Origin of the sequence: Streptomyces sp. NPDC051822, from assembly GCF_044452745.1 — a bacterium.
Taxonomy (GTDB): Bacteria; Actinomycetota; Actinomycetes; order Streptomycetales; family Streptomycetaceae; genus Streptomyces.
In genome coordinates this window covers 341,375-365,766 of record NZ_JBITBZ010000007.1, presented here as the reverse complement: position 1 = coordinate 365,766, position 24,392 = coordinate 341,375, and the positions used below count along the sequence as shown (strand labels likewise).

The 24,392-nt window shown below is 73.0% G+C and carries 17 protein-coding genes; 6 read left to right on the top strand and 11 right to left on the bottom strand.

The features are described from left to right. Window positions 1-69: 69 nt before the first annotated feature. A complete protein-coding gene (locus tag ACIA8N_RS23115; RefSeq protein ID WP_365779146.1) occupies window positions 70-927 on the bottom strand; it encodes a glycoside hydrolase family 32 protein in 858 nt (285 codons plus the stop codon). Between ACIA8N_RS23115 and ACIA8N_RS23110 the strand changes: the two genes are divergently transcribed. Then, entirely contained in the window at window positions 905-1,255 is a 351-nt protein-coding gene (locus ACIA8N_RS23110) for a hypothetical protein (RefSeq protein ID WP_365779144.1), read from the top strand. The two genes, ACIA8N_RS23115 and ACIA8N_RS23110, sit on opposite strands and share 23 nt — an antisense overlap. A 189-nt stretch (window positions 1,256-1,444) precedes the next feature. Here ACIA8N_RS23110 and ACIA8N_RS23105 read toward each other — a convergent pair whose 3' ends face one another. Continuing rightward, window positions 1,445-2,110, bottom strand: coding sequence for a GPP34 family phosphoprotein (locus ACIA8N_RS23105; protein WP_365779142.1), 666 nt, complete (start codon window positions 2,108-2,110; stop codon window positions 1,445-1,447). 213 nt (window positions 2,111-2,323) lie between these two features. Between ACIA8N_RS23105 and ACIA8N_RS23100 the strand changes: the two genes are divergently transcribed. After that, the gene (locus ACIA8N_RS23100) at window positions 2,324-3,271 is read left to right on the top strand and encodes a LysR family transcriptional regulator (RefSeq protein WP_365779140.1); all 948 of its coding nucleotides are present in this window, start codon (window positions 2,324-2,326) and stop codon (window positions 3,269-3,271) included. Window positions 3,272-3,388: 117 nt separating this feature from the next. Beyond that, the gene (locus tag ACIA8N_RS23095) at window positions 3,389-4,759 is read left to right on the top strand and encodes a carbohydrate-binding protein (protein ID WP_365779138.1); all 1,371 of its coding nucleotides are present in this window, start codon (window positions 3,389-3,391) and stop codon (window positions 4,757-4,759) included. Between the two features lie 108 nt (window positions 4,760-4,867). Here ACIA8N_RS23095 and ACIA8N_RS23090 read toward each other — a convergent pair whose 3' ends face one another. Next, the gene (locus ACIA8N_RS23090; RefSeq protein WP_365779136.1) at window positions 4,868-5,608 is read right to left on the bottom strand and encodes a TioE family transcriptional regulator; all 741 of its coding nucleotides are present in this window, start codon (window positions 5,606-5,608) and stop codon (window positions 4,868-4,870) included. A gap of 58 nt (window positions 5,609-5,666) precedes the next feature. Here ACIA8N_RS23090 and ACIA8N_RS23085 point away from each other — a divergent pair, with 58 nt between their 5' ends. Beyond that, entirely contained in the window at window positions 5,667-6,911 is a 1,245-nt protein-coding gene (locus ACIA8N_RS23085) for an erythromycin esterase family protein (RefSeq protein ID WP_365779134.1), read from the top strand. Here ACIA8N_RS23085 and ACIA8N_RS23080 read toward each other — a convergent pair. From ACIA8N_RS23080 to ACIA8N_RS23065, 4 genes are all read right to left on the bottom strand, one after another. Next, window positions 6,908-8,314: a GH1 family beta-glucosidase gene (locus tag ACIA8N_RS23080; RefSeq protein WP_365779132.1), complete on the bottom strand. Its 1,407-nt coding sequence runs from the start codon at window positions 8,312-8,314 to the stop codon at window positions 6,908-6,910. The genes ACIA8N_RS23085 and ACIA8N_RS23080 overlap by 4 nt on opposite strands. Window positions 8,315-8,400: 86 nt before the next feature. Further along, complete coding sequence (locus ACIA8N_RS23075; protein WP_365779130.1) at window positions 8,401-9,339, bottom strand: carbohydrate ABC transporter permease; 939 nt, start codon at window positions 9,337-9,339, stop codon at window positions 8,401-8,403. Further along, a complete protein-coding gene (locus ACIA8N_RS23070; protein ID WP_397792885.1) occupies window positions 9,336-10,301 on the bottom strand; it encodes a carbohydrate ABC transporter permease in 966 nt (321 codons plus the stop codon). Before ACIA8N_RS23070 ends, ACIA8N_RS23075 begins: the two co-directional genes overlap by 4 nt. Window positions 10,302-10,480: 179 nt before the next feature. Then, complete coding sequence (locus ACIA8N_RS23065) at window positions 10,481-11,797, bottom strand: extracellular solute-binding protein (RefSeq protein ID WP_365779128.1); 1,317 nt, start codon at window positions 11,795-11,797, stop codon at window positions 10,481-10,483. A 225-nt stretch (window positions 11,798-12,022) separates the two neighbouring features. Here ACIA8N_RS23065 and ACIA8N_RS23060 point away from each other — a divergent pair, with 225 nt between their 5' ends. After that, on the top strand, window positions 12,023-14,800 hold the full coding sequence (locus ACIA8N_RS23060) for a glycosyl hydrolase (RefSeq protein WP_365779126.1): 2,778 nt from the start codon (window positions 12,023-12,025) through the stop codon (window positions 14,798-14,800). An 87-nt stretch (window positions 14,801-14,887) separates the two neighbouring features. Here the strand turns inward: ACIA8N_RS23060 and ACIA8N_RS23055 are convergent, their stop codons facing one another. Then, window positions 14,888-15,913 (bottom strand): LacI family DNA-binding transcriptional regulator, encoded by a 1,026-nt coding sequence (locus ACIA8N_RS23055; RefSeq protein WP_365779124.1) that lies wholly within the window; start codon window positions 15,911-15,913, stop codon window positions 14,888-14,890. Between the two features lie 245 nt (window positions 15,914-16,158). Here ACIA8N_RS23055 and ACIA8N_RS23050 point away from each other — a divergent pair, with 245 nt between their 5' ends. Continuing rightward, a complete protein-coding gene (locus tag ACIA8N_RS23050; protein WP_365779122.1) occupies window positions 16,159-21,078 on the top strand; it encodes a hypothetical protein in 4,920 nt (1,639 codons plus the stop codon). 93 nt (window positions 21,079-21,171) lie between these two features. Here the strand turns inward: ACIA8N_RS23050 and ACIA8N_RS23045 are convergent, their stop codons facing one another. From ACIA8N_RS23045 to ACIA8N_RS23035, 3 genes are read right to left on the bottom strand one after another with little or no spacing between them, the layout of a single operon-like run. After that, window positions 21,172-22,284, bottom strand: a complete 1,113-nt coding sequence (locus ACIA8N_RS23045) for an iron chelate uptake ABC transporter family permease subunit (RefSeq protein ID WP_365779120.1) — start codon at window positions 22,282-22,284, stop codon at window positions 21,172-21,174. After that, window positions 22,281-23,315 carry a FecCD family ABC transporter permease gene (locus ACIA8N_RS23040; RefSeq protein WP_399416767.1) on the bottom strand — a complete coding sequence of 345 codons (1,035 nt, stop codon included), beginning with the start codon at window positions 23,313-23,315 and terminating at the stop codon, window positions 22,281-22,283. The genes ACIA8N_RS23045 and ACIA8N_RS23040 overlap by 4 nt, the downstream gene beginning before the upstream one ends. 15 nt (window positions 23,316-23,330) lie before the next feature. Next, window positions 23,331-24,383, bottom strand: a complete 1,053-nt coding sequence (locus ACIA8N_RS23035) for an iron-siderophore ABC transporter substrate-binding protein (protein ID WP_365779118.1) — start codon at window positions 24,381-24,383, stop codon at window positions 23,331-23,333. Between the last annotated feature and the right edge of the window lie 9 nt (window positions 24,384-24,392).

Genomic DNA, 24,392 nt, shown 5'->3' with positions numbered 1-24,392 from the left:
CGCACAGACCGGACTCGGGGCGGGCCGTGGGGGCCCGCCCCGAATCCTTTCAGCCGTCGGCCGGCCGGATCAGCCGTCGACGTCGCTCATCCTCCAGACGGTCATGGACTTGACGACACTGCCGTCTCCGAAGAGGCGCAGGCCGAGGCTGTCCTGCCGGAAGGGGTAGGCGCGGGTGGTGATCGACTTGTGCGCGTTCGCGTACGCCTCGATCATCGAGCGGTCGAGGAACACGTCGAGTGTCAGGTCGCCGCCGGAGAGCGCCAGCGGTCCCTTGTGGATGCCGAAGTTCGGCTCGGCGCTGGAGTTGTTCCCGGACCGTGTCCTGTCGACGCCCAGCTGTCCCGCGGGAGCGTCGTAGAACAGGCGGGTCCGCTCCTCGTCGCCGGGGCTGCGCAGCACGTCGAGTCCGAACGTGCCGGCGCTGCCTCGCTCCATCGTCAGCTTGATGTGGAGCATGTCTCCCTTGATGCCGGCCAGTCGGTCGTTGGCGTCGGCGAGGGAGGTGGGGGCGGTGATGTCCAGGAGCGGTGCGCCGGTGTGGAGGCGGGAGACCTCCTCCACGGGACGGAATCCGAGGTCTCCGTCGGGCCGCATGGACAGTTCGACGGGGAGCCCGGCGTTGTGGGCCCAGCCCGCGTCGTAGTGGGCGCGCTCGGTGCGCCGGTCCTGCGCGATGGTGAAGACGAGGGAGCGTCCCTTGTCGTCCACCGTGCCGCTGGGGCCGGTGAAGTGGTCGCCGTAGTCCATGAGCCGGGGTTCGGTGGTGTCGGGGGTCCAGCGGCGGGCCTGGGAGTCCCAGGTGCCGACCCAGTAGTAGACGAACTTGCTGCTGTACTCGCCGGGGCCGGCCGGGAAGGCCGGGTTGATGAGCAGCGCCCGGCGCGCCTCCTGGCAGTGGGCGATGAGCTCCACCTGCTCGGACAAGGCCGGCGCACAGGAGTGGCTCAAGTTCTCCCGCCAGACCAAGTACTTCGTCGACTACGCCAAGGCCACCAGCACGATCCCCGCCACCGACGCAGCCGCCGTGCAGATCGCGGACTACCACCCGGGCGGCAAGTTCGAGGTGCTCGTGGGCTTCGCCCGCACGTACGCGACGGTGCGTCCGGTCACCCCGGCCTACCCCTACATCTCCACCGAGTTCCAGAAGACGGCCCAGGACATGCTGGCCGGTGCCGACCCCAAGGGCGCACTCGGGCAGGCCGCGAAGAACATCGACAACAACCTGAAGACGAACAACGACTACTCAGGCTGACCTGACCGCCCCGGTCCGGTTCGGGCCCCGCCCGCGCCGCCCGAACCGGACCGGCTCCCTGGAGATACCGTGACCACCAAGATCGCAGCCCCCGAAGGGCTGCGCCCGCGGCGGCGGCCTCTTCGCCGTGGCCGCGACGGGCCGGCCGGCGACGGCCTCGACGGGCCGGCCGGTAACGGCCCCGACGGGTCAGCCGGCGACGGTCGCGATGGTGGCGGCCGTGACCACGACCATCGCGGCCTGCATGTCCCGGATCGCCCGGCGCACGCCCTCCGCCGCCCACTCACCGGCCGTGATCTCCTCCAGACGCGCCGCGATCTCCTTGCGCGGCGTGTCGGGGAAGGCGAGGCGGTGCAGCTTGGCGCCGTGGATCAGGGCGAGGAGGCCCGTGGTGCGGGCATGGTGGGTGGCGCCCTCGACGACCACCGCGCCCAGCCTGGCCCGCAGCTCCCGCTCGACCGAACCGTCCGCCTCCGGATAGCGGGAGACGGGGAAGAGCCCCAGCACCCGGTGCTTCTCCTCGTGCACCAGGCCCCGCTCGCACAGGCTGGCGACCGTGGCCTTCACGGCCTTGGCCTGGTCCTTCGTCAGCCACTCGGTGACCTTCGGGGCCCTGCTCTTCTTCCCGCACCAGGCGGCGAGCTGCCCGAGGCGCTCGTCGAGAAGCGGCACCTCGGTGGGCGTCGTGTCCAGCACCCTCAGCCGCCCGTCGTCGACCGACATGCGTCCGGCCAGGACGAGATCGAGCAGGATTCCTCCCGCGACGGCCCACGCGGCGGACTGCCGTTCCTTCGCCGCCCCGGACTCGTCGTCCAGCGACAGCAGCATGATCTCCTCCGCGAGCGTGACCGCCACCCGACATCCCTTGCCTTCCGCACGAACGCGTCCCCGGGGCCGGACGGCTTCCGGCGCCCCTCGCCCCTGAGGACGACCGGAGCGCGCCGTCGGTTCCCTCGCCGGCGACGTCGCCCCTCGTGACCTGGGGCGTTCCGTCCGGCCGGGGAACGCCGAAGGAGGCGTGACGGCTTTGGTCTGGACCGCTGGGGGCAGGGGCGTCAAGCTCTCGGTATGGACTTGGAGTTGAGGCACCTGAAGACGATCCGGGCCATCGCGGACGCGGGGAGCCTCACGCGTGCCGCGACCGCGCTCGGCCTCGCGCAGCCCGCGCTCAGTGCACAGCTCAAACGGATCGAACGAGCCCTGGGCGGCGCCCTGTTCGAGCGCGGACGGGAGGGCGTGCGGGCCACGGCCCTCGGCGACCTGGTCCTCGACCGGGCCCGGGTGGTGCTTCCCGCCGTCTGCGAGCTGCAGGAGGAGGCGGTGCGCTTCGCGCGCGACGGAGCGGAGGGCTACCGGCTCGGAGGGACGCACGGACCGCTGCTCGGCGGCCTGGTCGACCGGATCGCGCGCACCGACCCCGGGGCGCCGGTGACCACGTACACCTCGTGGTCGGAGCGGGACGTCGCCGGCGGGGTCGCCGACGGGCGGCTCGACTTCGCCCTGGTCGGCGTCTGCGGGGAGAGCGGTCCGCCCGAGGCGGGACGGCTCGCGTGGACGGAGGTCGCCCGCGACCCGGTGTACGTGATGCTGGCCGCCGACCATCCGCTGGCGCCCCGTACCGAGATCGACCTCGCCGAACTGGCGGCGGAGGCCTGGACCGACGTGCCGGGCGACGGCTGCTTCGGCGACTGCTTCGCCGCCGCCTGCGTGCGCGCGGGGTTCACCCCGGCCTGCGTGTACGAGACGGACACCGCGTCCTGTGTGCACCTGGTGCGGGTGGGGCGGGCCGTCGGCCTCTGCCGGGCCACCTTCCCCGCCACCCCCGGGCTCGTCACCCGCCCCCTCGCCGGCGCCCCGCTCGTGTGGCGGCACCTCCTCGGCTGGCATCCCGAGGGGCGGGCGGCCGGGCGGGCCGCCGCCGTGCTCGGTCACACCAGAGCCGCCCACGCGGAGGCGCTCACGACCAGCGCCGGCCGGACACCGGCTCAGGGGCCGCGGGAGGGGAGCCCGCGGTGACGCGACATCAGCCCCCCGGCATAACGCGATGACAGGGGCCGGCTGACAGCTGCCGCCCGCATCCCGTCCTCCCTACGGTTCCAGCAGATCCCCACCCATGAACCGAGGAGACACCCCATGCTCCGACGACACGCCCGTACGGCGTGTACCGCCCTCGTCGCCGCCGGACTGGCGCTGGCCGGGCTCCAGGCAGGTTCCGCCGCCGCGGCCCCGCACGCCCCCGACCCGCACCGCGCGCCGACCGCCAGGACCGCCGCCCAGGCCCTGGGCGCCGACTCCGCCGCCCCCGAGCTGCTCGACGCCATGCGGCGCGACCTGGGGCTCACCCGCTCCCAGGCGCTGACCCGGCTCGCCAACGAGGCCGAGGCGGGCGCCACCGCCGCCCGCCTCCGCCAGGGTCTGGGCGGTGCCTTCGCCGGCGCGTGGCTGGACGGCGCCGAGGCCGGGACCCTGACCGTCGCCACCACCCGGGCCGCCGACACGGCCGCGATACGGGCCTCGGGAGCGTCCGCCCGGCTCGTGACGCGCAGTCTGACCAGCCTGGAGCGGGCCAAGGAGACCCTGGACCGGTCCGCCTCCGTCGACGTACCCGTCCGTTACGTCGACGTACGCGCCAACGTCCTGGTCGTCGAGGAGACCAGGGCCGGTGCGGGGGAGCGGCTCGTGGCGGCCGCCGGAGTCCCGCGCGAGCTGGTACGCGTGGTCCGCACCGCGCAGGCACCCCGCCCGCTCTACGACATCCGGGGCGGCGACGCCTACTACATGGGCGGCGGCGGCCGCTGCTCGGTCGGCTTCGCGGTCACCCGGGGCACCACGCAGGGCTTCGCGACCGCGGGCCACTGCGGGCGTGCGGGCACCACCACCAGCGGGTTCAACCAGGTCGCCCAGGGCACCTTCCAGGGCTCCGTCTTCCCCGGCAACGACATGGCCTGGGTCGCCGCCAACACCAACTGGACCTCGACCCCGTACGTCAAGGGCGCCGGCGGTGCGAACGTCCAGGTCACCGGCTCCGTCCTGCAGCCCGTCGGCTCCTCCGTATGCCGCTCGGGATCGACGACCGGCTGGCACTGCGGCACCGTGCAGCAGCACAACACGAGCGTCACCTACCCCGAGGGCACCATCTCCGGGGTGACCCGTACGACCGTCTGCGCCGAGCCCGGCGACTCGGGCGGCTCGTACATCTCCGGCAGCCAGGCCCAGGGCGTGACCTCCGGCGGTTCCGGCAACTGCTCCACCGGCGGCACGACGTTCTTCCAGCCGCTGAACCCGTTGCTGCAGACCTACGGCCTGACCCTGAGGACCACCGGCGTCGACCCGGGCCCCGGCCCCGGCGAGCCGCAGCCGGGCGGCACCTGGGCCGCGGGCAAGGTCTACGCGGCCGGTGACGTCGTCACCTACGGCGGCGCGAGCTACCGCTGTCTCCAGGGCCACCAGGCCCAGACCGGCTGGGAGCCGCCGAACGTCCCGGCCCTGTGGCAGCGCCTGTGACGACCGTGCCCCGGCGGCGCTGAAACGGAAGGCGCTGAACGGGGGGCGCCGGACCGGACGGGGGCGCCGCGACCGCGCGAGGGGGCGTCGCGGCGCCCCTTCGCGCGGTCAGGCGTTCTCGGGGAGTTCGCGGAGGTACGCCTCCAGCTCCGCCGCCCCGGCCAGCATCGCCCGTCCTCGGGCGGACAGGCGCCCGTGCCAGTCGGACAGCGCGGCCGCCAGCGGCTCGAGGCCGCCGGCCGCCCGCACATGGGCGATCAGCTGCGCGATCTGCTCCAACGGATAGCCGCCCCTGCGGAGTTGACGGGCCAGGCGGGCGTCCCGTACGTCCGCCTCGTCGTAGACGCGGTATCCGGTCCGGGGGTCGCGGCGCGGGCTCACAAGGCCGGCCTGCTCCCACTTGCGCAGCGTCGCGGGCCGGATGCCGAGCCGCCGCGCCAGCGGCCCGATGAACGTATCGCCCGGCCCGGAGGCGACGGCGGTTCGGGACTCCCCGCCCGGATCGAGGTCCCGGAGGGCGCTCTCCACGGCCTGAAGGGTCCGCCGGTCTTCGAGGAGCCCGGCATGGCTCTCGTCGATGAGGCGGAACGCCTCCTCCACCGCCCCCTCGTTCACGGCTCGCATGACCGACGTCGCGGTCCGGTGACCGTGACCCGGCACCAGGGCGAGAAACGCGCGCAGAGCCGCCGCGTGCAGCGAGGTGTAAGTGCGGTAGCCGTGGGGTGTGCGGCCGGCGGCCGGAAGGATCCCGGCCTCCTCGTAGTTCCTGACCGCCTGCGTGGACAGACCGTGCCCGCGCGCCAGATCGACCGGCCTGAGCCTGACAGCGCTTTGAAGGTTTTGCCCCATGGCCCCGACGGTATCGCGTAAAAGTCTCAACCGAGGGTTCAAAGATACCGTTGATGGCATGGCGACTGACATCAAGACCACTGACATCCAGACCGTCGACATCCAGACCGCCGACATCGAGAGCGCCGCCCACGCCGTCGACGCTTCCGCCGTCATGGGCGTGCTCCCGGCCCGGCCCCGGATGCTCGCCCTCGGCGAGCCCACCCACGGCGAGGAGACCCTGCTCGAACTGCGCAACGACCTGTTCCGGCAACTGGTCGAGCAGGAGGGCTACCGGACGATCGCGATCGAGAGCGACTGCGTCAGGGGACTGCTCGTCGACGACCACGTCACCTCGGGCAAGGGCACCCTCGACGAGGTCATGGAGCACGGCTTCAGCCACGGCTGGGGCACCTCTCCGGCCAACCGCGCACTCGTGCGCTGGATGCGCGCCCACAACGAGACCCGGCCCGCGACCGACCGGCTCCGCTTCGCCGGATTCGACGGCCCGCTGGAGATCACCGCAGCCGAGAGCCCCCGGCAAGCCCTCACCGCACTCCACGGCTACCTCGCGGCCCGGCTGGAAGCGGACCTGCTCCCCTGCACCGCCGAGAGGCTCGACCACCTGCTCGGCACCGACGACCGGTGGACCGAACCCGCCGCGATGAGGGACCCTTCCCGGTCCGTGGGCAGGTCGGCCGATGCGGGTGAACTGCGGCTGCTCGCCGACGAACTGGCGGCGCTGCTCGACGCGTGGACACCGCAGCTGATCGCGGCGACCTCGCGCGACGCCTGGGACCGGGCGCGACTGCACGGGCGCACCGCCCTCGGACTGCTGCGCTACCACCACTGGATGGCCGACACCTCACCGGCCCGCCTGATCCGGCTCGTCGGCGTACGGGACCAGATGATGGCCCACAACCTCCTCGCCGCCGCCGCACGGGGTCCGGTCCTCGTGTACGCCCACAACTCCCATCTCCAGCGGGAGAAGAGCACGATGCGGATGGGCGGGGCGCCCCTGGAGTGGTGGAGCGCCGGCTCCCTGGTGAGTGCCGAACTGGGCGCGGAATACGCCTTCATCAGCACGGCCCTGGGCACGATCAGGCACCAGGGGGTCGGCGTGCCGGAGCCGGGCACGATCGAAGGGCTCCTGTACGCCCTCCCGGAGGAGCGCAGCCTCGTCGACGCCCGGCGCCTGGCCGCCGTCCTCGGCGACGACCACCCCGCACCCCGTGTGTCCCCCTGGTTCGGCTACGCCCCGTTCGACCCGGAGCACCTGGGGGACAGCGACGGCATCGTGTTCGTCAAGGACGCCAAGAACTAAGGGGTCTCCGTGAGGCCCCCTCGGGCGATGACCTCCGCGTACCAGCGGGCGCTGTCCTTGAGGGTCCGGCGCTGCGTCGCGAAGTCCACGTGCACGATGCCGAACCGCTTGCTGTAGCCGTACGCCCACTCGAAGTTGTCCAGGAGCGACCACAGGAAGTACCCGCGCACGTCGGCGCCGTCGGCGAGGGCCCGGTGCACCGCCGCCAGGTGCCCGTGGAGATAGGCCACCCGCTCCGGGTCCTTCACGTTCCCGGAGGGGTCGGCGTAGTCGTCGTACGCCGCGCCGTTCTCGGTGATCACCAGGGGGACGCCCGGCAGTTCGTCCCGGAGCCTGACGAGGAGTTCGTGCAGCCCGTCCGCGTCCACCGGCCAGTCCATCGCGGTGCGCGGACCGGCCGCGGGCTCGAACCTGACGTGCTGCTCCGCGCCCGCCCACGCCGACGGCGACCCGGAGGCGCCCGCCCCGACGACGGAGGGCGAGTAGTAGTTGATGCCGAGGAAGTCGAGCGGCGCGGCCGCCGTCGCCAGGTCGCCGTCCCGCACGAAGGACCAGTCCGTGACCTGCGCCGTGTCGCGGACCAGATCCTCCGGCAGCCGGCCGTGGAAGACGGGGTCGAGGAAGATCCGGTTGGCGACCGCGTCGATGCGGCGGGCCGCGTCCACGTCCTCGGGGGCCTGCGAAAGGGCCCGTACCGCATGGAGGTTGAGGGTGAGGGACACCTCCGCCGCAGCGGGCAGCGCGCCCCGGAGCGTACGGGCCGCGAGCCCGTGCGCGAGATTGAGGTGGTGGGCGGCGCGCAGCGACCCGAGGGCGCTGGTGTGCCCCGGCGCGTGCTCGCCGCTGCCGTAGCCGAGGAAGGCCGCGCACCAGGGCTCGTTGAGCGTGGTCCAGGTCGCCACCCGGTCGCCGAGCGCGTCCGCCATGATGGCCGCGTACTCGGCGAAACGGTACGCGGTCTCCCGGTGCGGCCAGCCGCCCGCGTCCTCCAGTTCCTGAGGCAGGTCCCAGTGGTAGAGCGTCGCCACCGGGCGGATGCCGGCCTCCAGAAGCCGGTCGGCGAGGCGCCGGTAGAAGTCCAGGCCCTTGCGGACGGCGGGTCCGCGTCCGGTGGGCTGGACCCGGGGCCAGGCGATCGAGAAGCGGTAGTCGGTGACCCCGAGGCGCCGCATCAGGGCGACGTCCTCGTCGACCCGGTGGTAGTGGTCGGCGGCGATGTCACCGGTGTCGCCGTTGCGGACCTTGCCGGGCGTGCGGCTGAAGGTGTCCCAGATGGAGGGCGTGCGGCCGTCCTCCGCCGCGGCCCCCTCGATCTGGTAGGCGGCCGTGGCGGTGCCCCAGCGGAAGCCCTCGGGGAAGCGGAGGACTGTCGTGGTGTCGGTGCGGGCGTCGAGCGCGGTCATGGCGTGGGAACTCCCTGGAGTGAGAGACGTCTGAGGATGGGGCGGGCGGAGTGCCGGTCGAACCGGAGTGGCGGTTGTCCCGTCGGTCAGCCCTTGACCGCGCCCTGCATGATGCCGCCGACGATCTGCCGGCCGAGGAGGCCGAAGACCAGCAGCACCGGCAGGGTGCCGAGCAGCGTGCCCGCCATGATCACGGACTGGTCGTGGACGTAGCCGCCGCCGAGCTGGCGCAGGGCGACCTGGACGGTGGGCTCGGACGAGGTGAGGGCGACGACCGGCCAGAAGAAGTCGTTCCACGCGGCCATGAAGGTCAGCAGGCCGAGGACGGCCATGCCGGGCCGCGCGATCGGCACCACGATCGACCAGAAGATCCGGGCCGTGGAGGCGCCGTCGACGCGGGCGGCCTCGATCAGCTCGTCCGGCAGCGCCTGCGTCAGGTACTGGCGCATGAAGAACACCCCGAACGCCGACACCAGGCCCGGCAGGATCACCGCCTGGAGCTGGTTCACCCAGCCGAGCTCGGCGATCAGCATGAACAGCGGGATCACGCCCAGCTGCGGCGGAATCATCATGGTGCCGACGGTGATCGCGAGCAGCGCGCCGCGGCCCCGGAACCTCAGCTTGGCGAAGGCGAAACCGGCGAGCGTGCAGCACAGCACGGTGCCGAGGGTGATCGACCCGGAGACGATGAACGAGTTGAGGAGGGCCTTGCCGATGTCCGCCTCTTCGAGGACGGCCTCGAAGTTCTTGATCAGGTTCGGACCGGGCAGCAGGGCCGGCGGGACCTTCGCCAGGTCGGCGTTGGAGCGGCTCGCGGCGACGATCGTCCAGTAGAAGGGGAAGGCGGAGAAGAGCACGGCGACGATCAGGATCGCGTAGGCGAGCGGACCGGCGTGCAGGGTGCGGCCGGCCCTGCGGGCCCCGCGGCGGGGCACGCGCGCGCGTACGGGGGCCGGGGGAGTGGTCGCCGGGTCGGCGGGCCCGGTCGGGGCCGGGGTGGCCGCCGGGGCGGTCGGCGCGGTCATCGGCCGGCCTCCTTGCGGGAACGGCGGCGCGCGATCAGGGCGTTGGCCCCGACGAGCACCACGATGAGCAGGAACATCACCCAGGCGATGGCGGCGGCCCTGCCCAGGTGGAAGAAGCCCCAGCCCTGCTCGTACATGTACAGGCCGAGCGTCTGGTACTGGTGCGAGATGCCGCCGGAGATCGACCCTTCGAGGAGCAGCGGCTCGCCGAACAGCTGGGTCGCGCCGATCGTCGAGACGATGACGGTGAACACGATCGTGGGCCGCAGGCCCGGCAGCGTGACGTGGAAGAACTGGCGCCACCGCGAGGCCCCGTCCATCGCGGCCGCCTCGTACAGCTCGTGGGGGATCGACTGCATGCCTGCCAGGTAGATCAGCGCGTTGTAGCCGGTCCAGCGCCAGATGACGACCGTGGACACGGCGATCTGCGAGGCGACCGTGCCGTTCTGCCAGTCGACGGGGTCGATGCCGACCAGGCCGAGGGCGTAGTTGATCAGCCCGAAGTCGCGCCCGAAGAGCTGGGCGAAGACGAGGGTGGCCGCGGCCACCGAGGTCGCGTACGGCAGGAGGACCGCGGTCCGCAGGAACGTGCGGCCGCGCATGCGGTAGTTCAGCAGATGCGCGAGGCCCAGGGCCATGACGAGCTGCGGCACGGTGGACAGCACACCGATGGTGAAGGTGTTGCGCAGGGAGGTCCAGAAGTACTCGTCGCCGAAGAGGGCGGTGTAGTTGCCGAGACCGCGCCACTCCATCTCGCCGGGCGTCTGGAGTTCCACCCGGTAGAGCGAGACGAAGGCCGTGTAGATCAGCGGGAAGAGGCCGAAGGCCGCGAACAGGGTGAAGAACGGGGCGAGGTAGGCGTACGGCGAGAACGTCTGCCAGGCCCGCCGGGCGGATCCCCGCCGCGCGGGCGGCGGAACCGGCCTCGGCGGCGCCGGGCTCTCGGATGCGATGAGGGTCACGGGGCGGGCCCTTCGGAGGGGAGCGGGGAGAAGGCCTGCGGGAGGAGGCGTGGAGGCGTTCCGGAGCAGGCTTGCCTGAGGAGGCGTGGGGGGGCAGGCGTACGGGAGGAGGCCTGCCTGAGGAGGCGTCGAGGAGGGGCAGGTAGGCCGGCGCGCGTCCGCCGGCCCGTCGCCGCCGGTCAGCCGATCGTGTTCGCGACGCCCTTCTTGGCGTTCGACCAGGCCTTCTCGGGCGAGGTCCCCTTCCGCTCCACCTCGCTCAGCGCGTTCGTGATCTGCTGCGCGATGTTCTGGTCGTGCACGCCGAGCACCTGGACGGGGGCCGCCTTCGCCGCCTCGCCGAAGATCCGGCCGATCGGGGCGTCGGAGAAGAACGGGTCCTTCGCGTCGGCGACCTTCGCGATGGCGCCCGTGGCGGAGGGGAAGTTGCCCTGCTTCTCGAAGAGCCGGGCCTGCTGCTCGGGGGCGGTCAGCCACTTCACCAGCTCGTACGCCTCCTTCTTGTGCTTGGCGGCCCTGGGCACCGCCAGGTAGGAGCCGCCCCAGTTGCCCGCACCGCCGGGCAGCGCGGCGACGTCCCACTTGCCCTTGCCGGCATCACCGGCCTGGCCCTTGATGTAGCCGAGCATCCACGCGGGGCACGGGATCGTGGCGAAGGAGCCGGCCGCGAAGGCCTGGTTCCACTGCGGGGACCACTGGTCGAGCTTGGCGCTCAGACCGTCCTGGGCCGCTTGGACGGAGTGGTCCCAGGCGGTGCGCAGGGCGGGGTTGTCCTCCCAGATCAGCTTCCCCGAGGCGTCGTAGTACCGCTCCTTCTCCTGCCCGATCATGATCGAGTAGAGGCTGCCGACGCTGTCGAGCCAGGCGCTCTTTCCGGGGGCCTTCGCCTTGTACTGCTTCCCGAGCGCCAGGTAGCCGTCCCAGGTGGCCCACTTCCGGGCGAGTTCCTCGCGGTCGGTCGGCAGTCCGGCGGTCTTGAAGAGGTCGGTGCGGTAGCACATGGCCTCGGGGCCGACGTCCGTGCCGAGTCCGAGGATCTCGCCGCCCTTCCCGGTGGCGGCGGCCCACTTGGCGGGGGCGAACTGGTCCTTGAGCCCGTCCGCGCCGTACTTGCGCAGGTCCTCGAACCGTTCGGCCTGCTGTTGGGCGACGGACGCGATCCGGCCGACCTCGATGCCCTGGACGTCGGCGAGGCCGGCGCCGCCGGCAAGGCGGGTCTGGAGGGACTTCCAGTAGTCGGCCTCGTCCTCCGTGTCCGTCTGCTTGATGGTGACGCCGGGGTGGAGCTTCTCGTACTCGGCGTACAGCCCGGCCTCCTTGTATCCGAAGGAGCCGAACAGATCCACGGTGAGGGTCACCTTGCCGCCCGCACCGTCGGCGGAGGTGTCGTCCGAGGCGCCTCCGCAGGCGGCGAGCAGGGCTCCGGTGAGCGCGACCGCTCCCAGGCGGACGGCGGCTCTTCTCGTGGTGGTGATCGCGGCTCGGGCGATGGGCATGGGAAGCCTCCCTTGGCTCCGGAACGAGCGAGAGGCTCTGAGAGCGCTCTCAAGCGTGCGGGGGGAGCGTGCCCGTGAAGGAGTCCATCCGTCAAGGCTCGAAGGCGTAACGGACGGGACGCACCTACAACTCCCCGCTGTGTTCAACCTCTTGACACAGTTGTTTCGGCGGTTTTACGTTTCCGGCGATCTGAGAGCGCTCTCTGACGACATGAGGTGCCGTTCATGCCAGCCCCCCGCACAAGGCCGGCCGCCGCGCTGGTCCTGGTCTCCGCCCTCGCCGCCCTGGGACTCGGCCCCGCCGCGGCCCCGGCCGCCGCCGCCACCGTCCCCACAGGTGCCGGAAGCTACTCCGACACCCGTCCGGCCGGAACCTCCGGCCCCACCACCAATACCGGTGCACCCGTCACCCCGAAGGTCACCCCCGCCGCCCAGGGCAAACCGGTCCCCACGAACGACTGGTGGTCCTCCCTCGCCTACCAGCGGTACGGGGACAACCCCTACTCCACCCCCATGTACGGGCATCCGCTCACCTATCAGGCCGTTTCCGGAGGCCTGGAGATCGGCTATCCGACCATCCCCGCCGTGGTCGGCGAGGGGCGGCAGTACGAGTTCGCCCACAAACGCGACCTCACCCTCGGCCTCACCGGCCTGAACTCGCCCGACACCAAGGCCGACGCCTGGTCCGACTGGACCGTCACCCCCTACTGGTCCGACGGCGCCCGCACCCTGCGGACCACCATCGGCCACGGCATGCCCTTCGTGTACGCCAAGGGCACCGGCGGCGACGCCCGGATCACCACCGCCACCGCGCCCGCCGTCTTCGCCGACCAGGGCAACGTCCTCGGCATCACCGTCGCCGGACACCACTACGCCCTCTTCGCGCCCGGCGGCACCGACTGGAACGTCTCCGGCTCCACCATCACCGCGGGCCTCGGTGGCAAGGACTACTTCTCCGTCGCCGTCCTTCCCTCCACCGACGCCCTCGCGACCTACCGGAAGTACGCCTACAGCTTCGTCACCGGCTCCACCGTGAACTGGAGCTACGAAGCGGGCACCGTCCGCGCCGCCTACACCCTCACCACCGAGGCCAAGGAGGGCACCGAGCGCGGCGCCCTCCAGGCGCTCTACCGCCACCAGTGGCTGCACACCACCGACCCGCTCACGCCGTACACGTACGTCTCGCCCCGCGGCACCATGAAGGTCCGGGAGGCGGCCACCTTCACCACCACCCAGAAGGCCGCCGCCACCCTGCCCGGACTGCCGGGCGGCACCGGAGCCGACCCCGCCCGGCTGCGCGGCTACCTCAACGAGGTCGCCAACTCCGCCGACCCGTTCTCCGGAGCCGTCGACACCTACTGGACCGGCAAGGCGCTCGGAAAGCTCGCCCAACTGGTGCCGCTCGCCGAGCAGATCGGTGAGACCGCGCTCCGCGACAAGCTCCTCGGCCAGATCAAGGGCCGGCTCCAGGACTGGTTCACGGCCGGCGGGGCGAGCGAGTTCTCGTACGACGCGACCTGGAAGACCCTCACCGGCTACCCGGCCTCCTACGGCAGCGACACCGAACTCAACGACCACCACTTCCACTACGGCTACTACGTGTACGCCGCCGCGATCGTCGCCCAGTACGACGCGGCCTGGGCGGCCGACTCCGCCTGGGGCGCCATGGTCAAGACCCTGGTCAGGGACACTGCCAACCCCAGCCGCACCGACGGCGCCTACCCCTTCCTCCGTGGCTTCGACGTCTACGCGGGACACAGCTGGGCCAGCGGACACCAGGGCTTCGCCGCCGGGAACAACCAGGAGTCGTCCTCCGAGTCGACCAACCTCAGCGCCGCCCTCGTCCTGTGGGGCTCGGCCACCGGAAACACCCAGCTCCGCGACCTGGGCACGTACCTGCTGACCACCGAGGGCGAAGCCATCGCCCAGTACTGGTTCGACGCCGACCAGCAGGTCTTCCCCGGCGCCTTCCAGCACGACACCGCCGGCATGGTGTGGGGCAGCGGCGCCGCCTACTCCACCTGGTGGACCGCCAACCCCGAGGAGATCCACGGCATCAACGTCCTTCCCGTGACCGGCGGTTCGCTCCACCTCGGCGGACACAAGGACGCCGTCCGGCGCAACATCGCCGAGCTGGAACGCGAGAACGGCGGACCCGCCGTCGAATGGCGCGACATCCTCTGGGAGTTCCAGTCCTTCGCCGACCCGGGGGCCGCCAAGGCCAAGTGGGACGCGGGCCACGCCGGCTACACCCCGGAGGCGGGCGAGTCCAAGGCCCACACCTACCACTGGCTCACGGCGCTCGACACCCTCGGCGCCCCCGACGCGACGGTCACCGGATCCATCCCCACCTCCGCCGTCTTCGCCAAGGGGACCGCCCGGACGTACGTGGCCCACAACCACGGCTCCACCGCCCGGACGGTCACCTTCTCCGACGGCAAGTCCCTGTCCGTACCGGCGCGTTCCACCGCGACCGGCACCGGCACGGGCGGCCCGGGACCCGACCCCGAGCCGGAGCCGTCCACCGGAAACACCTTCCAGCTCCGTACCGGCGGCGCGCTCACCACGGCCACCGGGGCCACGGCCGGAAGCGACACCATCGCCTCGGCGCAGGGCGGCAACCACGACGGGACGCCGAACCGGCCGCTCGTCTACGAGGCCAGGGGAGTCAACGGCACCCTCAAGGCGGGCGGCTCCACCGCCTTCCGCCTCCAGGTCGACGCCGGAACGGCCGTCGGACTCGGCCAGCAGGCCCGGATCAGCTACGACCTCACCGGTGACGGCACCTTCGAACGGACGGAGACCTACCACTACTTCGCGACCGACCCGGTGACGGGCTGGGAGGAGTACGCCCAGTCCCGCGGACTGAAGTCCGCCACCGGCACGCTCGGCAACCTCAGCGGCGGGACGGTCCGCCTGGAGGTCTGGAGCGCCATCGGCAACGGTGACGCACGGCTGCAGACGGGCACGGACCGCTCCGTGGTCGTCATCCCCTACGGCTGACGGGAGACCCCCACGGGAACGACGGCGGGTCCGGGTGACACACCCGGACCCGCCGTCGTTCCCGTACCCGGTCAGGCGGAGGTGCGGTCAGGCGGATGCGCGGCGGACCAGGGAGGTCGGGGTGATCACGGAGTCCGGGATCTCGGCCCCGGTGCCGTCGAGCCGCCGCATGAGCAGCTTCACCATGAGCCGGCCCATCCCCTCGATGTCCTGGTGCACGGTGGTCAGGGCGGGCGAGGTCCTGCCGACCACCGACGCCATGTCGTCGAAGCCGACGACCGCCACGTCCTCCGGCACCCGTACGCCGCGCGCCCGCAGGGTCAGCAGCGCACCCGACGCCATCAAATCGTTGGCGACGAAGACCCCGTCCACGTCCGGCCGGTGGTCGAGCAGCTCGGCCATGGCGCGGGCGCCGCTCTCCTCCGTGAAGTCGCCCACGCGCAGCAGCGCGGGATCGGCGTCGATGAGGACGTCCCGGTAGCCGTGCAGCCGGTCGACGGCCGATGTCTGGTCGGCGGGCCCCGAGATGTGGGCGATGTTCCGGCACCCGCGCTCCACCAGGTGCCGCACCGCCTCGCGGGCACCCCCGCGGTTGTCGCAGTCGACGAAGGGCACGGCCGGGTCGATGCCGGGCGCGGGCCGTCCGCCGAGGACCACCGGGATCCGCGCGCCCTCGATCACGGCCGGCAGCGCGTCGTCACTGTGCAGCGAGAAGGCGAGCGCCCCGTCGACGTGGCCGCCGCCGAGATAGCGGGCGATCCGCTCGTGGTCCCCCGGGCCCTCCACCCACAGCAGTACCAGCTGGGCGTCGTGCGCCGTGAGTTCCCGGCTGATGCCGCGTACCTGCTGTTCGAAGAACGGGTCGGAGAAGATCCGGAACTCGGGCTCCGCGATGATCACCGCCACCGCGCCGTTGCGCCGGGTGACCAGCGTGCGAGCGGCGTGATTGGGCACGTAACCCAGCTCGTCGACGGCCCTGCGCACCTTCTCGACCAGCGGAGGGCGTACGCCCGCGCCCCCGTTGACGACCCGGGAGGCCGTGGCGCGGGACACGCCGGCGCGAGCGGCGACGGCTTCCAGCGTGGGGCGGGGCCCCGTGGTCTGCTCGGGCAAGGCGGGCGCTCCTCGACTGCGGGGTACGGGCTGGGTGGAACGGGCTGCGGGGTACGGACTGCGATCTGTGCGGGTCTTGTCGGTTCTGTGGGTCCGCGTGGATCAGGATATCCGGAGCGGCCACCGTTCTGAGAGCGCTCCCAGAATGCAGCGGGCCGGGCGCCCCGACCACCGCCGCTCCCGCGACCGGGACCGGACCACCACCGCGGACTGCGGTGTCGGTGACGCGTGCGACGATCCGGAGCATGATCGCCTCGCTCGCATCCCTCCTGCCCGCCGACGGCAAGACGCACGTCTCGACCACGTACGCCGAATGGGTCGCCGCCCACGACCCGGACGCGACCGCGGCGGCGCGCGACCTGATCCAGTACATGGGTACGGAGCTCAGCCGGACCTGGACCAAGCCCGGCGCGTTCGTCGACACGATGGCGTGGCGGGCGCGGCAGTTGCCGCCCGCCCACCTGCCGTGGTTCTGGGACACCGTGGGGCACCGGCTCATCGGCTACGGGAGCCGGCCCGGCGGCCGGGCGTACGTGGCGGCGCGGGCCGCGGAGGCCGAGCACGGACTCCCGGTGGACCCCGCCTACCGCCGGGCCAACGGCCTGCTGTTCGCCAAGGGCGGGGCCATGCCCGCCAAGGAGTTCGGGGCCCATCAGCGGTTCCTCGCCGAGACCCTGGAGCCCGCCGGGGCGTACGCGGCCCTGGGCGCGTTCCTGACGGCGTGGTCGGCATCGAAGGCGGACCTGCCTGCGGATCTCGTGCGCCGGGTCCGGGCCGCCGCCAGGACGGCGGGCCACGGGGACGACGAGGTCGCGCGGGTGGTGGGCGCGATCGTGTCGGTGGCCCGGAAGAAGTCCGTACCGGACGCGCTGCTCACCGCCGCCGAACCGGTCCTGGCGGCCCATCCGCCGACCGACGAGGTGGCGGCCGGACTCGTCGAGGTCTTCCCGGAAGGCGTCACCGACGGCGGTGCGTGGCTGCGGACGCTGATCGGCTGCGGTGCCACGGAGGCGATGGAGGCCGGACGGGTGGTGCCGGAGGGCGGACTGCACCGCTGGGTCGGGCACTTCGTCCACATGTACCAGTACGCGAAGCAGTCCGGCGGCGGAGTCGGACGGCAGCAACTGCCCCCGGAGTTCCTCGACCTCGTCGTGCGCCTCGGACCGCGCCTGCGGGCGGCGGGCGAGGCCGTGACGGTGCACACGACCCGCCACTACTACCAGGGCTTCGACGCGGACGTGCTCGACGCCTGCCTGGCGGCCGGGGTCGCCGTCGTCGACCCGGGGCCGGAGATCCGGATGCGCTTCTGGGGCGAGCGGTCCCGGCGGGACCTCGCCGCGCTCGCCGCCGACCCGGTGTTCGGGCCCCGCCTGGAAGGGACCGTGCACGCCGGCCTCACGCCGCGCGGGTTCAGGCAGCGCTCCCGCAGGGCCGGGTCGGCGGTCACGCTGCTCCCGGGCAACGAGGGCATCGCGCAGGAGGTGGCGGCCCGGGTCGGCAGACTCGTCGACACCGTCGGGGGCGGCGGCATGGCGGGGGCAGAGGAGGCCGTCGCCGAGCTGGAGACCCTGCTCGACCGGCCGACGGTGACGGCCCTCGGGGGAGTCGGAGACGCCCTCGCGGAGGTGTCCGCGGCGGGCGCGCTGCGCCGCTCGCTCACAGCCGGGCTGCCGGAGGAACTGGCGTGGCCCGCCCTGGAGTCCGTGTACGAGGAGTTCGCGGCGGCCTTCCTCCGGGAGGCGACGGAGGGTGCGCTCGCCGGCGGCCCGGTGACCGACGACGCGCCGGCCGAGGATCCGGGCGCCGCCGAAGCCCCTGGCGGCGGCTCCGAGCCCGGCAGTGCCGCCGGTGCCGCGGGCGTGGCCGGTGCCGCCGGTCCCTCCGGTGTCTCCGAGGCCGCCGGTGTCGCCGGGCTGATCGGTGTGGCCGGTCTGCCGGGAGTGATCGGTGTGACCTCCACCTGGCCGGTCCTGACGGTGTTCGGACGCGACCGGGCCGTCGCCGTCGCGCCCGACGGGGTCCGTGGCTCCTGCCGGTTCACCGTGCCGGAGGACGCGACCATGGTCGCCGTCCACTACGTGGGCGGCTCCTTCCTGGTGAGCTGGAGCCTCAAGCCGAGCCCGTACTACTGCGACACCGCGATCTGGGCCGACCGCCCCGGGGCCCCGTTCACCCCCGACGACTGGGGTGGTCTGGTGCCGTTCGGCGGCAGCCTGGACGGGGCCTACGGCTTCCAGTTCGAGACCGCCGACGGAAGCGGCCGGCACGGGGGCTTCCGGGTGACGCGCCCGGGCGGCACGGAAGGAATCGACCGGGACGAGCTGCAACTCGGCGACGGCACCCGTATCTGGACCAACGCCGTCTACCGCAGAAAGCCATGGGAGGTCGTCGACCCCGTCACGGGCGAGCGGCTCGGCGCGACGCCGCTGCCGGACTTCCCCGGCCGCGCCCCGAGCGCCGATCCGGCCGTCGAACCGTCCGAGGAGGGCATGTCCCTGGCCCGCGAGGCCCTCCAGCTCGCGCCGCTGCCCGCCGGACTGACCGGCTCCCCGCTGGGCAGCCGCGACGGACTCGTCGGAACGCGTGTGCTGTTCCGCACCCGGCACCGCGACCCCGCACCCGACCACTACCTCCTTGAGAGCATCGACGGACGCAAGGCCCGCTTCGGCATCGACCGGCAGGGCCAGGAGCCCTGGGGACTGTGGGCGCCGCCGGAGGGCGCGGTGGAGGACGTGGTCCTCGCCGAGGCGCAGACCCGGACGGGCGTGCGCGCGTACGCCGCCGACGGCAGCCTGCTGTGGGAGCTGGACGGGCACCACTCGCCCCGTAACGGCCGGACGAAGCGGAACCGCCGGGTCACCGTGTCCCGTGGTGTGGCCCTGCCCCCGGCCTTCTGGTACCTGCTGCGGACGCGGGACACGGAGGGCTCCCGGGCCCTGCGGAGCGTGGCGGAGCCGACGGCCGACATGCTCCTGGCCGCGGCCCTCGAAGGCACCGCAGCGCTGCGCGCCGCCGTGGCACGCCACCTTCCGCAGGTCACCGAGCCGGAACTCGTCGAGGCCGTCGTGGCGGTGGCGGGGCGCGCCGCCCGGGTGGAGGAGCGGCGGCGCGCCCTGCACCGGCGGGTCACCCTGCTGGCCGAGGCGCCGCCCGCCACGCCGCGCCGGACCGCGCCGGACACCGAGCTGATGCCCGCGCTGTCCGGGCTCGTCGTCGACGGGCAGCCGGAGGCCTGGCGCAGGAGCCCGGACGCGGCCCTGCCGGCGACGCTGAGCGCGCTGGCCGCCGACGGCGCCTGCCTGGCCGGGACGATCGGGGAGGAGGTGCGGCGGCTGTCGCCGCCGGCGGCGCCGCACGACTGGTCGCAGCTGCTCGGCGCGATCGAGGCCGTCGCCTGGCGGGCGGTGGCCGCGCCGACCCCGGAACCGGCACGGGCCGCACTGCTCGCGCTCCTGGACACCTGGGCCGAGCAGCCGTTCGCCCGTGCGGGCAGCCGGTGGTGGGTGGGCCGCACGTCCGGGGCCGCGCCCCTCGACGGCCTGCGGGAGGCCGGGACGGCCGTGGCGTCCGCCGCGGTGTGGGACGCAGGGCCGGACTGCTGGTTCGTCGCGCCCGCCGCCGAGGACACCGAAGGCGACCCCGTGCCGGCGGCCGTCCCGGAGGCCCGCCTCGTGCGGGTGGAGCGGGACGACGCCGTCCGGCTGCGGGCCCTGCTCGCCGGGATCGAGGCGCACGGACCCGTTCCGGTTCCGGAGTCGGCGGCGGCCCGGTTCGCCGAACTGACAGGTGTGCGCAGGTCGGTGGCCCGGCTCGTGGTCGCGGGTCTGGTCGGCGGCTCCGACCGGGACACGGACCGCGCCCTGGCCCGCAAGGCCCCGTACAAGGCGAGCCCGAAGACGGTCGAGGCCTACGAGGAGCTGTGGGAACGGCTCGGAGTCGACGGCCGCAGCGCCGTCCTGTCCGCCGCCGTCCCCGAGGACCCGGCGGACCTGTGGCGGCCCGGCGGGGTCGAGGCGGCCGTGGAGCGGATGGCCGGGGTGTGGCGCGGTCTTGTCGGAGAGCTGCCCGCCGTCCACGACGAGGCCGCCGACGCCCTGGAGGCGGACCTGGGACTCTCCGAGGTGTGGGCACGACGTCTCGCCGGGGGCTACGAGGCCGCGGAGGACACGACCGTGCCCGCGGCCGGCTGGGACCTCGCGGCGCCCTCGTACGGCCTGGGCGTGGAGGTACGCGCCCTGCCGCCGGCGGGCAGCGAACCGCGCTACGGCACCCCGGTGGGCCTCCCGGTCCGCCGGATCGCGAGCGCGCTCGTGTGGGCGTGGACCGAACGGCCCGTCGGAGACCCCGCGACGGCCGGTGCCACGGCCCTGTACGAGCGGCTGCGGTCCGAACTGGCGCGGCCGGAAATGCTCCTGGAGCTGCTCGGTGCCAAGGTCGAGGACACCCCGGAGGCGATCGCCGAGCGGTTCGGCCCCGCACGGCTGCCCGTCTCGCTGGACCGCAGGAAGGAGGAGGGAGAGCTGCCCGCCATCACCGCGTACGACTCCGGACCACTGGTCGTGTGCGTACCCGGCGGTCACGCCTTCCTGCGGCCCGCCGAGGTGGCGGACCCCGAGGCGTGGCGGCGGGTCCGCGAGGTGACCGGCCTCGCCGACGAGCTGGACCGGGCGGCGCCGCTCCTCGCCGGCGGCGGCCTCGAACGGATCATGCGCCGGGCGGTCTCCGGGGCGGTCCCGGTCGGCGCGTACGAGGCGGATCCCCGCCGGTCCTGCCCGGACCTGGTGGCACGCGCGGCGGAGGAACTCGGCGTCGGCACGGCGGCGGCCGCGCTGTACCTCCAGCTGGCGACGCTCGCCGCGCCCACCGACCGGAACGTGCGCCGGTGGAACGGCTGGACGACAAAGGCGCACGCGGAGGCCAGGGCGGAACTCCTCGCGACCGGTGCGGTCCTGGAGGCCAAGCGGGCCCGGGCCGGGCGGACGCTGTTCCTGCCCGGCGAGTGGACCGAACTGAAGGCCCCGCACCTGCCGCTGGAGACCGTGAAGCTGGCCGCCTACCGGGTGCGGCCGCTGTGGGGCAACCAGACCCGCGCGCCGTTCGAACGGCTGCTGCCGACGGCCCCCCTCCACGAGATGTTCGCCGAGGCGTGGGAGCGCGACCGGTGAGACACGAGACGCCCGGCGGTGCCGGACGGCACCGCCGGGCGTCTCGTCGGCCGCCTCGCCGCGATCGCACGGCGGACGAGGAGGCATCGGGGGTCAGACGGGGCGCTTCCACTCGCGGAGCAGCAGATAGCCCAGGTAGGCGCCGCCGACGGCCATCGTGTACAGGCCGACCGGCAGGTCGTCGAAGAGCGGCAGCTGCTGCGCCGTCAGATCGGCCAGGACCAGGAGCAGAGCACCGAGGAGGGTCGACATGACCAGGTGCGGGCCGCCGCTGCGGGTGACCCGCTTGGCGATCTGCGGCGCCGTCAGGGAGACGAACGCGATGGGACCGGCCACGCTCACCGCCCCCGCCGAGAGGACGATCGACAGCACGACCGCCGCGGTCGCCGTCCGCCCGGGACGGGCGCCCAGGCCGGTGGAGAGGTCGTCGCCCATCTCACCGATGCTCAGGGGCCTGGCCAGAAGGGCCGCGAACGGCAGCGCGAGGATCAGCACCGTCCAGATGGTCGTCGCGTCCTCCCAGGAGCGGGCGGAGAGACTGCCGTTGATGTAGGCGGTCAGGGCGCTGGCCTTGTCGCGCTCGACCGCGTACACCACGTACTGCGTCAGCGCCGTCGCCATCGCGGCCACGCCGATGCCGGCCACCACGAGCCGGCCCGGGCTGCGGAAGCCGGTGCCGGTGGCGAGGAACACGACGGCCATCGCGACGACCGCTCCGAGCAGGGCGCCGACGGCCACCGGCAGGACGTCGGGCAGGAACAGGGCCGCGGCCGCTGCGCCCGCCCCCGCGCCGGCGCCGAGCCCGATCACGTCGGGACTGCCCAGCGGATTGCGGGTGACGGACTGGAACAGGGCCCCCGAGAGGCCGAAGGCCGCGCCGGTGGCGATGGCCACCACGAGCCTCGGGCCGCGCAGCCGGTTCAGGACGAAGGCGTTCTTGCCCGTGGCGTCGCCGGCGAGGGCCGACGGCAGGTCGGGCAGGGCGATGCCGAGCCTGCCCATCGACAGGGTGGCCACGGCGGCCCCGCAGAGCAGCAGCAGCGTCACGACGGCCGCGATCACTGACGCGCGGCGGACGGGCACGGCGACCCAGGGGCCGATCCGCAGGACCCCACGGCCCGCGCGCCGTGCCCCGCGCCTCGGCGCCACGGGGCCGTCCGCGCCGTCGGCGCTGGTCGTGGTGGCGGTCCGGTCGGCGGTCTTCATGCCGCTCCCCTCATACGACGAACGGCGAAGAGCAGGGCCGGGGCTCCGACGAAGGCGGTGACCACGCCGACCATGAGCTCCTGCGGGCGCAGCAGGACCCGGCCGATGACATCGGCGAAGAGCAGCAGCGCGGGACCCGCGAGCGCGGTGAACAGGATCTGGGCCCGGAAGTCGGCGCCCACGAGCGCCCGCACCACGTGCGGGACGGCGAGGCCGACGAAGGCGATGGGTCCGACGGCCGCCGTGGCGGCGGCGGCCAGCAGGGTCGCGGCGAGCAGTCCCGCCCCCTTGACGCGGGCCGGGCTGATGCCGAGGGAGGCCGCCTTGTCGTCGCCCATCGCCATGGCGTTGAGCCCGGGCGCGAGCAGCAGGGCGAGGAGCAGACCCGCCGCGGCGAACGGCGCGACCGCCCAGAAGGCGTCGAAGCCGCGCCCGCCGAGCGCGCCCACCACCCAGTAGCGGTAGGTGTCGAAGACCCGGGGGTTGGACAGCGCGACGGCCTGGATGAACGCGGCGAGGACGGCGGAGAGCACCGCACCGGCGAGCACCAGGCGCACCGGTCCGCCGCCGCCGCCCGCGGTGCCGACGACATGCACGACGACTCCGGTCGCGAGGGCGCCGAGGAGTGCCCACCAGATGGTCTGCTGCTGCCCCGCGGCACCGAGGAACGCGGTGGCGGCGACGATGCTCGCGGACGCGCCCGCGTTGATGCCGAGGAGTCCCGGCTCGGCGAGCGGATTGCGCGTGATGCCCTGCATCAGAGTTCCGGCGACACCGAGACAGAGGCCCGCGAGGACGCCGAGGGCGGTGCGCGGGTAGCGGCTCTCGACGACGGTACGGGTGTAGCTGTCGCCGTCACCGGTGATCACCCGCAGGACGTCGCCGAGGGACGTCGGCTTGCTGCCGAACATCACGCTGGCGAGCAGCGCGAGAGCGAGCAGGACGAGACACAGGACGGCGGCCATGACATGCCGGGCAAGGCCCCGCCGTACGACGGCGGGGCCTTGGCCGATCCGGGAGAGAGTGGTCACGCTGGGGACCCGTTGTTACTTCCCGGCCTTGGCGACGGCCTTGTCGATCATCGGGAGGTAGCGCTCGATGCTGTACGGCACCGTCAGCGGGTTGATCATCGACGAGGCGGTGACGAACGGCTGGTCGTTGCTGTAGACGAGCGCGCCCTTCTTCACGGCCGGGATCGCCGCGTACAGGGGCTGCGCCTCGATCTCCTTGCGGGACTTGTCGTCCATGTAGAAGGTGAAGGCGATGTCGCTCTTGGCGAGCTTGTTGGCGTTCTCCAGGCCGATGAGCGCCGAGTCGGTGCCGTCGGTCTCCTTGAACGTGTTCACGATCGGGTCGACCTTGAGGCCCAGCTTCGAGACCATGGACACGCGCTGCTCCTCGGGCTTGAAGATGCCGAGGGTGCCGGGGCCGGTGTTGTAGATGTACGAGAACGTGACGTTCTTGTAGTTCGGACGGGTCGCGGCGGCGTCCGCGAGCTGCTTGTCGATCTTCGACGTCAGCTCCTTGGCCTTCTCCGGCTGGCCCAGCGCCTTCGAGATGATCTCGATCTGCTGGTCCCAGTTGGTGCTCCACGCCTTGTCGGGGTAGGCGACGGTCGGCGCGATGTCCCTGAGGATGTCGTACTGCTTCTGCGTGATGCCGGACCACGGGGCGAGGATGACGTCGGGCTCGAGCTCGGTGATGGCCTCGATGTCGAGCTCCTCACCACCGTTGAACTGCTTCGGCAGCGTGGCGCCGGACTTCTTCACGGCGTCGTGGATCCAGGGCAGGTAGCCCGTCTTGTCGCTGCCCCACGGGTAGCTCTCGATGCCGACCGGGACGTTGCCGAGGGCGATGGCGGTCTCGGCGGAGCCCTGACCGAGGGTCACCACGCGCTTGGGCTTGTCCTTGATGACGGCTTCACCGAGGGCGCTCTTGATGGTGACGGGGAAAGCGCCTGCCGGGGCCTTGGTCTCCGAGCCTGCCGCGTCGTCTTTCTTCTCGTCCGAGCCGCAACCGGTCACCATCAGGCCGAGCGAGACCGCGGCGGCGCCCGCCACGAGGACGCGACGACGAAGGGGGGTGAACACAGAAGGCATGGTGGATCC

Coding starts and splice junctions, on each gene's coding strand:
- ACIA8N_RS23095 (WP_365779138.1), top strand. CDS start 3,389: ATGCTCCGACGACACGCCCGTACGGCGTGTACCGCCCTCGTCGCCGCC.
- ACIA8N_RS23060 (WP_365779126.1), top strand. CDS start 12,023: ATGCCAGCCCCCCGCACAAGGCCGGCCGCCGCGCTGGTCCTGGTCTCC.
- ACIA8N_RS23085 (WP_365779134.1), top strand. CDS start 5,667: ATGGCGACTGACATCAAGACCACTGACATCCAGACCGTCGACATCCAG.
- ACIA8N_RS23090 (WP_365779136.1), bottom strand. CDS start 5,608: ATGGGGCAAAACCTTCAAAGCGCTGTCAGGCTCAGGCCGGTCGATCTG.
- ACIA8N_RS23110 (WP_365779144.1), top strand. CDS start 905: ATGAGCTCCACCTGCTCGGACAAGGCCGGCGCACAGGAGTGGCTCAAG.
- ACIA8N_RS23080 (WP_365779132.1), bottom strand. CDS start 8,314: ATGACCGCGCTCGACGCCCGCACCGACACCACGACAGTCCTCCGCTTC.
- ACIA8N_RS23075 (WP_365779130.1), bottom strand. CDS start 9,339: ATGACCGCGCCGACCGCCCCGGCGGCCACCCCGGCCCCGACCGGGCCC.
- ACIA8N_RS23050 (WP_365779122.1), top strand. CDS start 16,159: ATGATCGCCTCGCTCGCATCCCTCCTGCCCGCCGACGGCAAGACGCAC.
- ACIA8N_RS23035 (WP_365779118.1), bottom strand. CDS start 24,383: ATGCCTTCTGTGTTCACCCCCCTTCGTCGTCGCGTCCTCGTGGCGGGC.
- ACIA8N_RS23065 (WP_365779128.1), bottom strand. CDS start 11,797: ATGCCCATCGCCCGAGCCGCGATCACCACCACGAGAAGAGCCGCCGTC.
- ACIA8N_RS23100 (WP_365779140.1), top strand. CDS start 2,324: ATGGACTTGGAGTTGAGGCACCTGAAGACGATCCGGGCCATCGCGGAC.
- ACIA8N_RS23045 (WP_365779120.1), bottom strand. CDS start 22,284: ATGAAGACCGCCGACCGGACCGCCACCACGACCAGCGCCGACGGCGCG.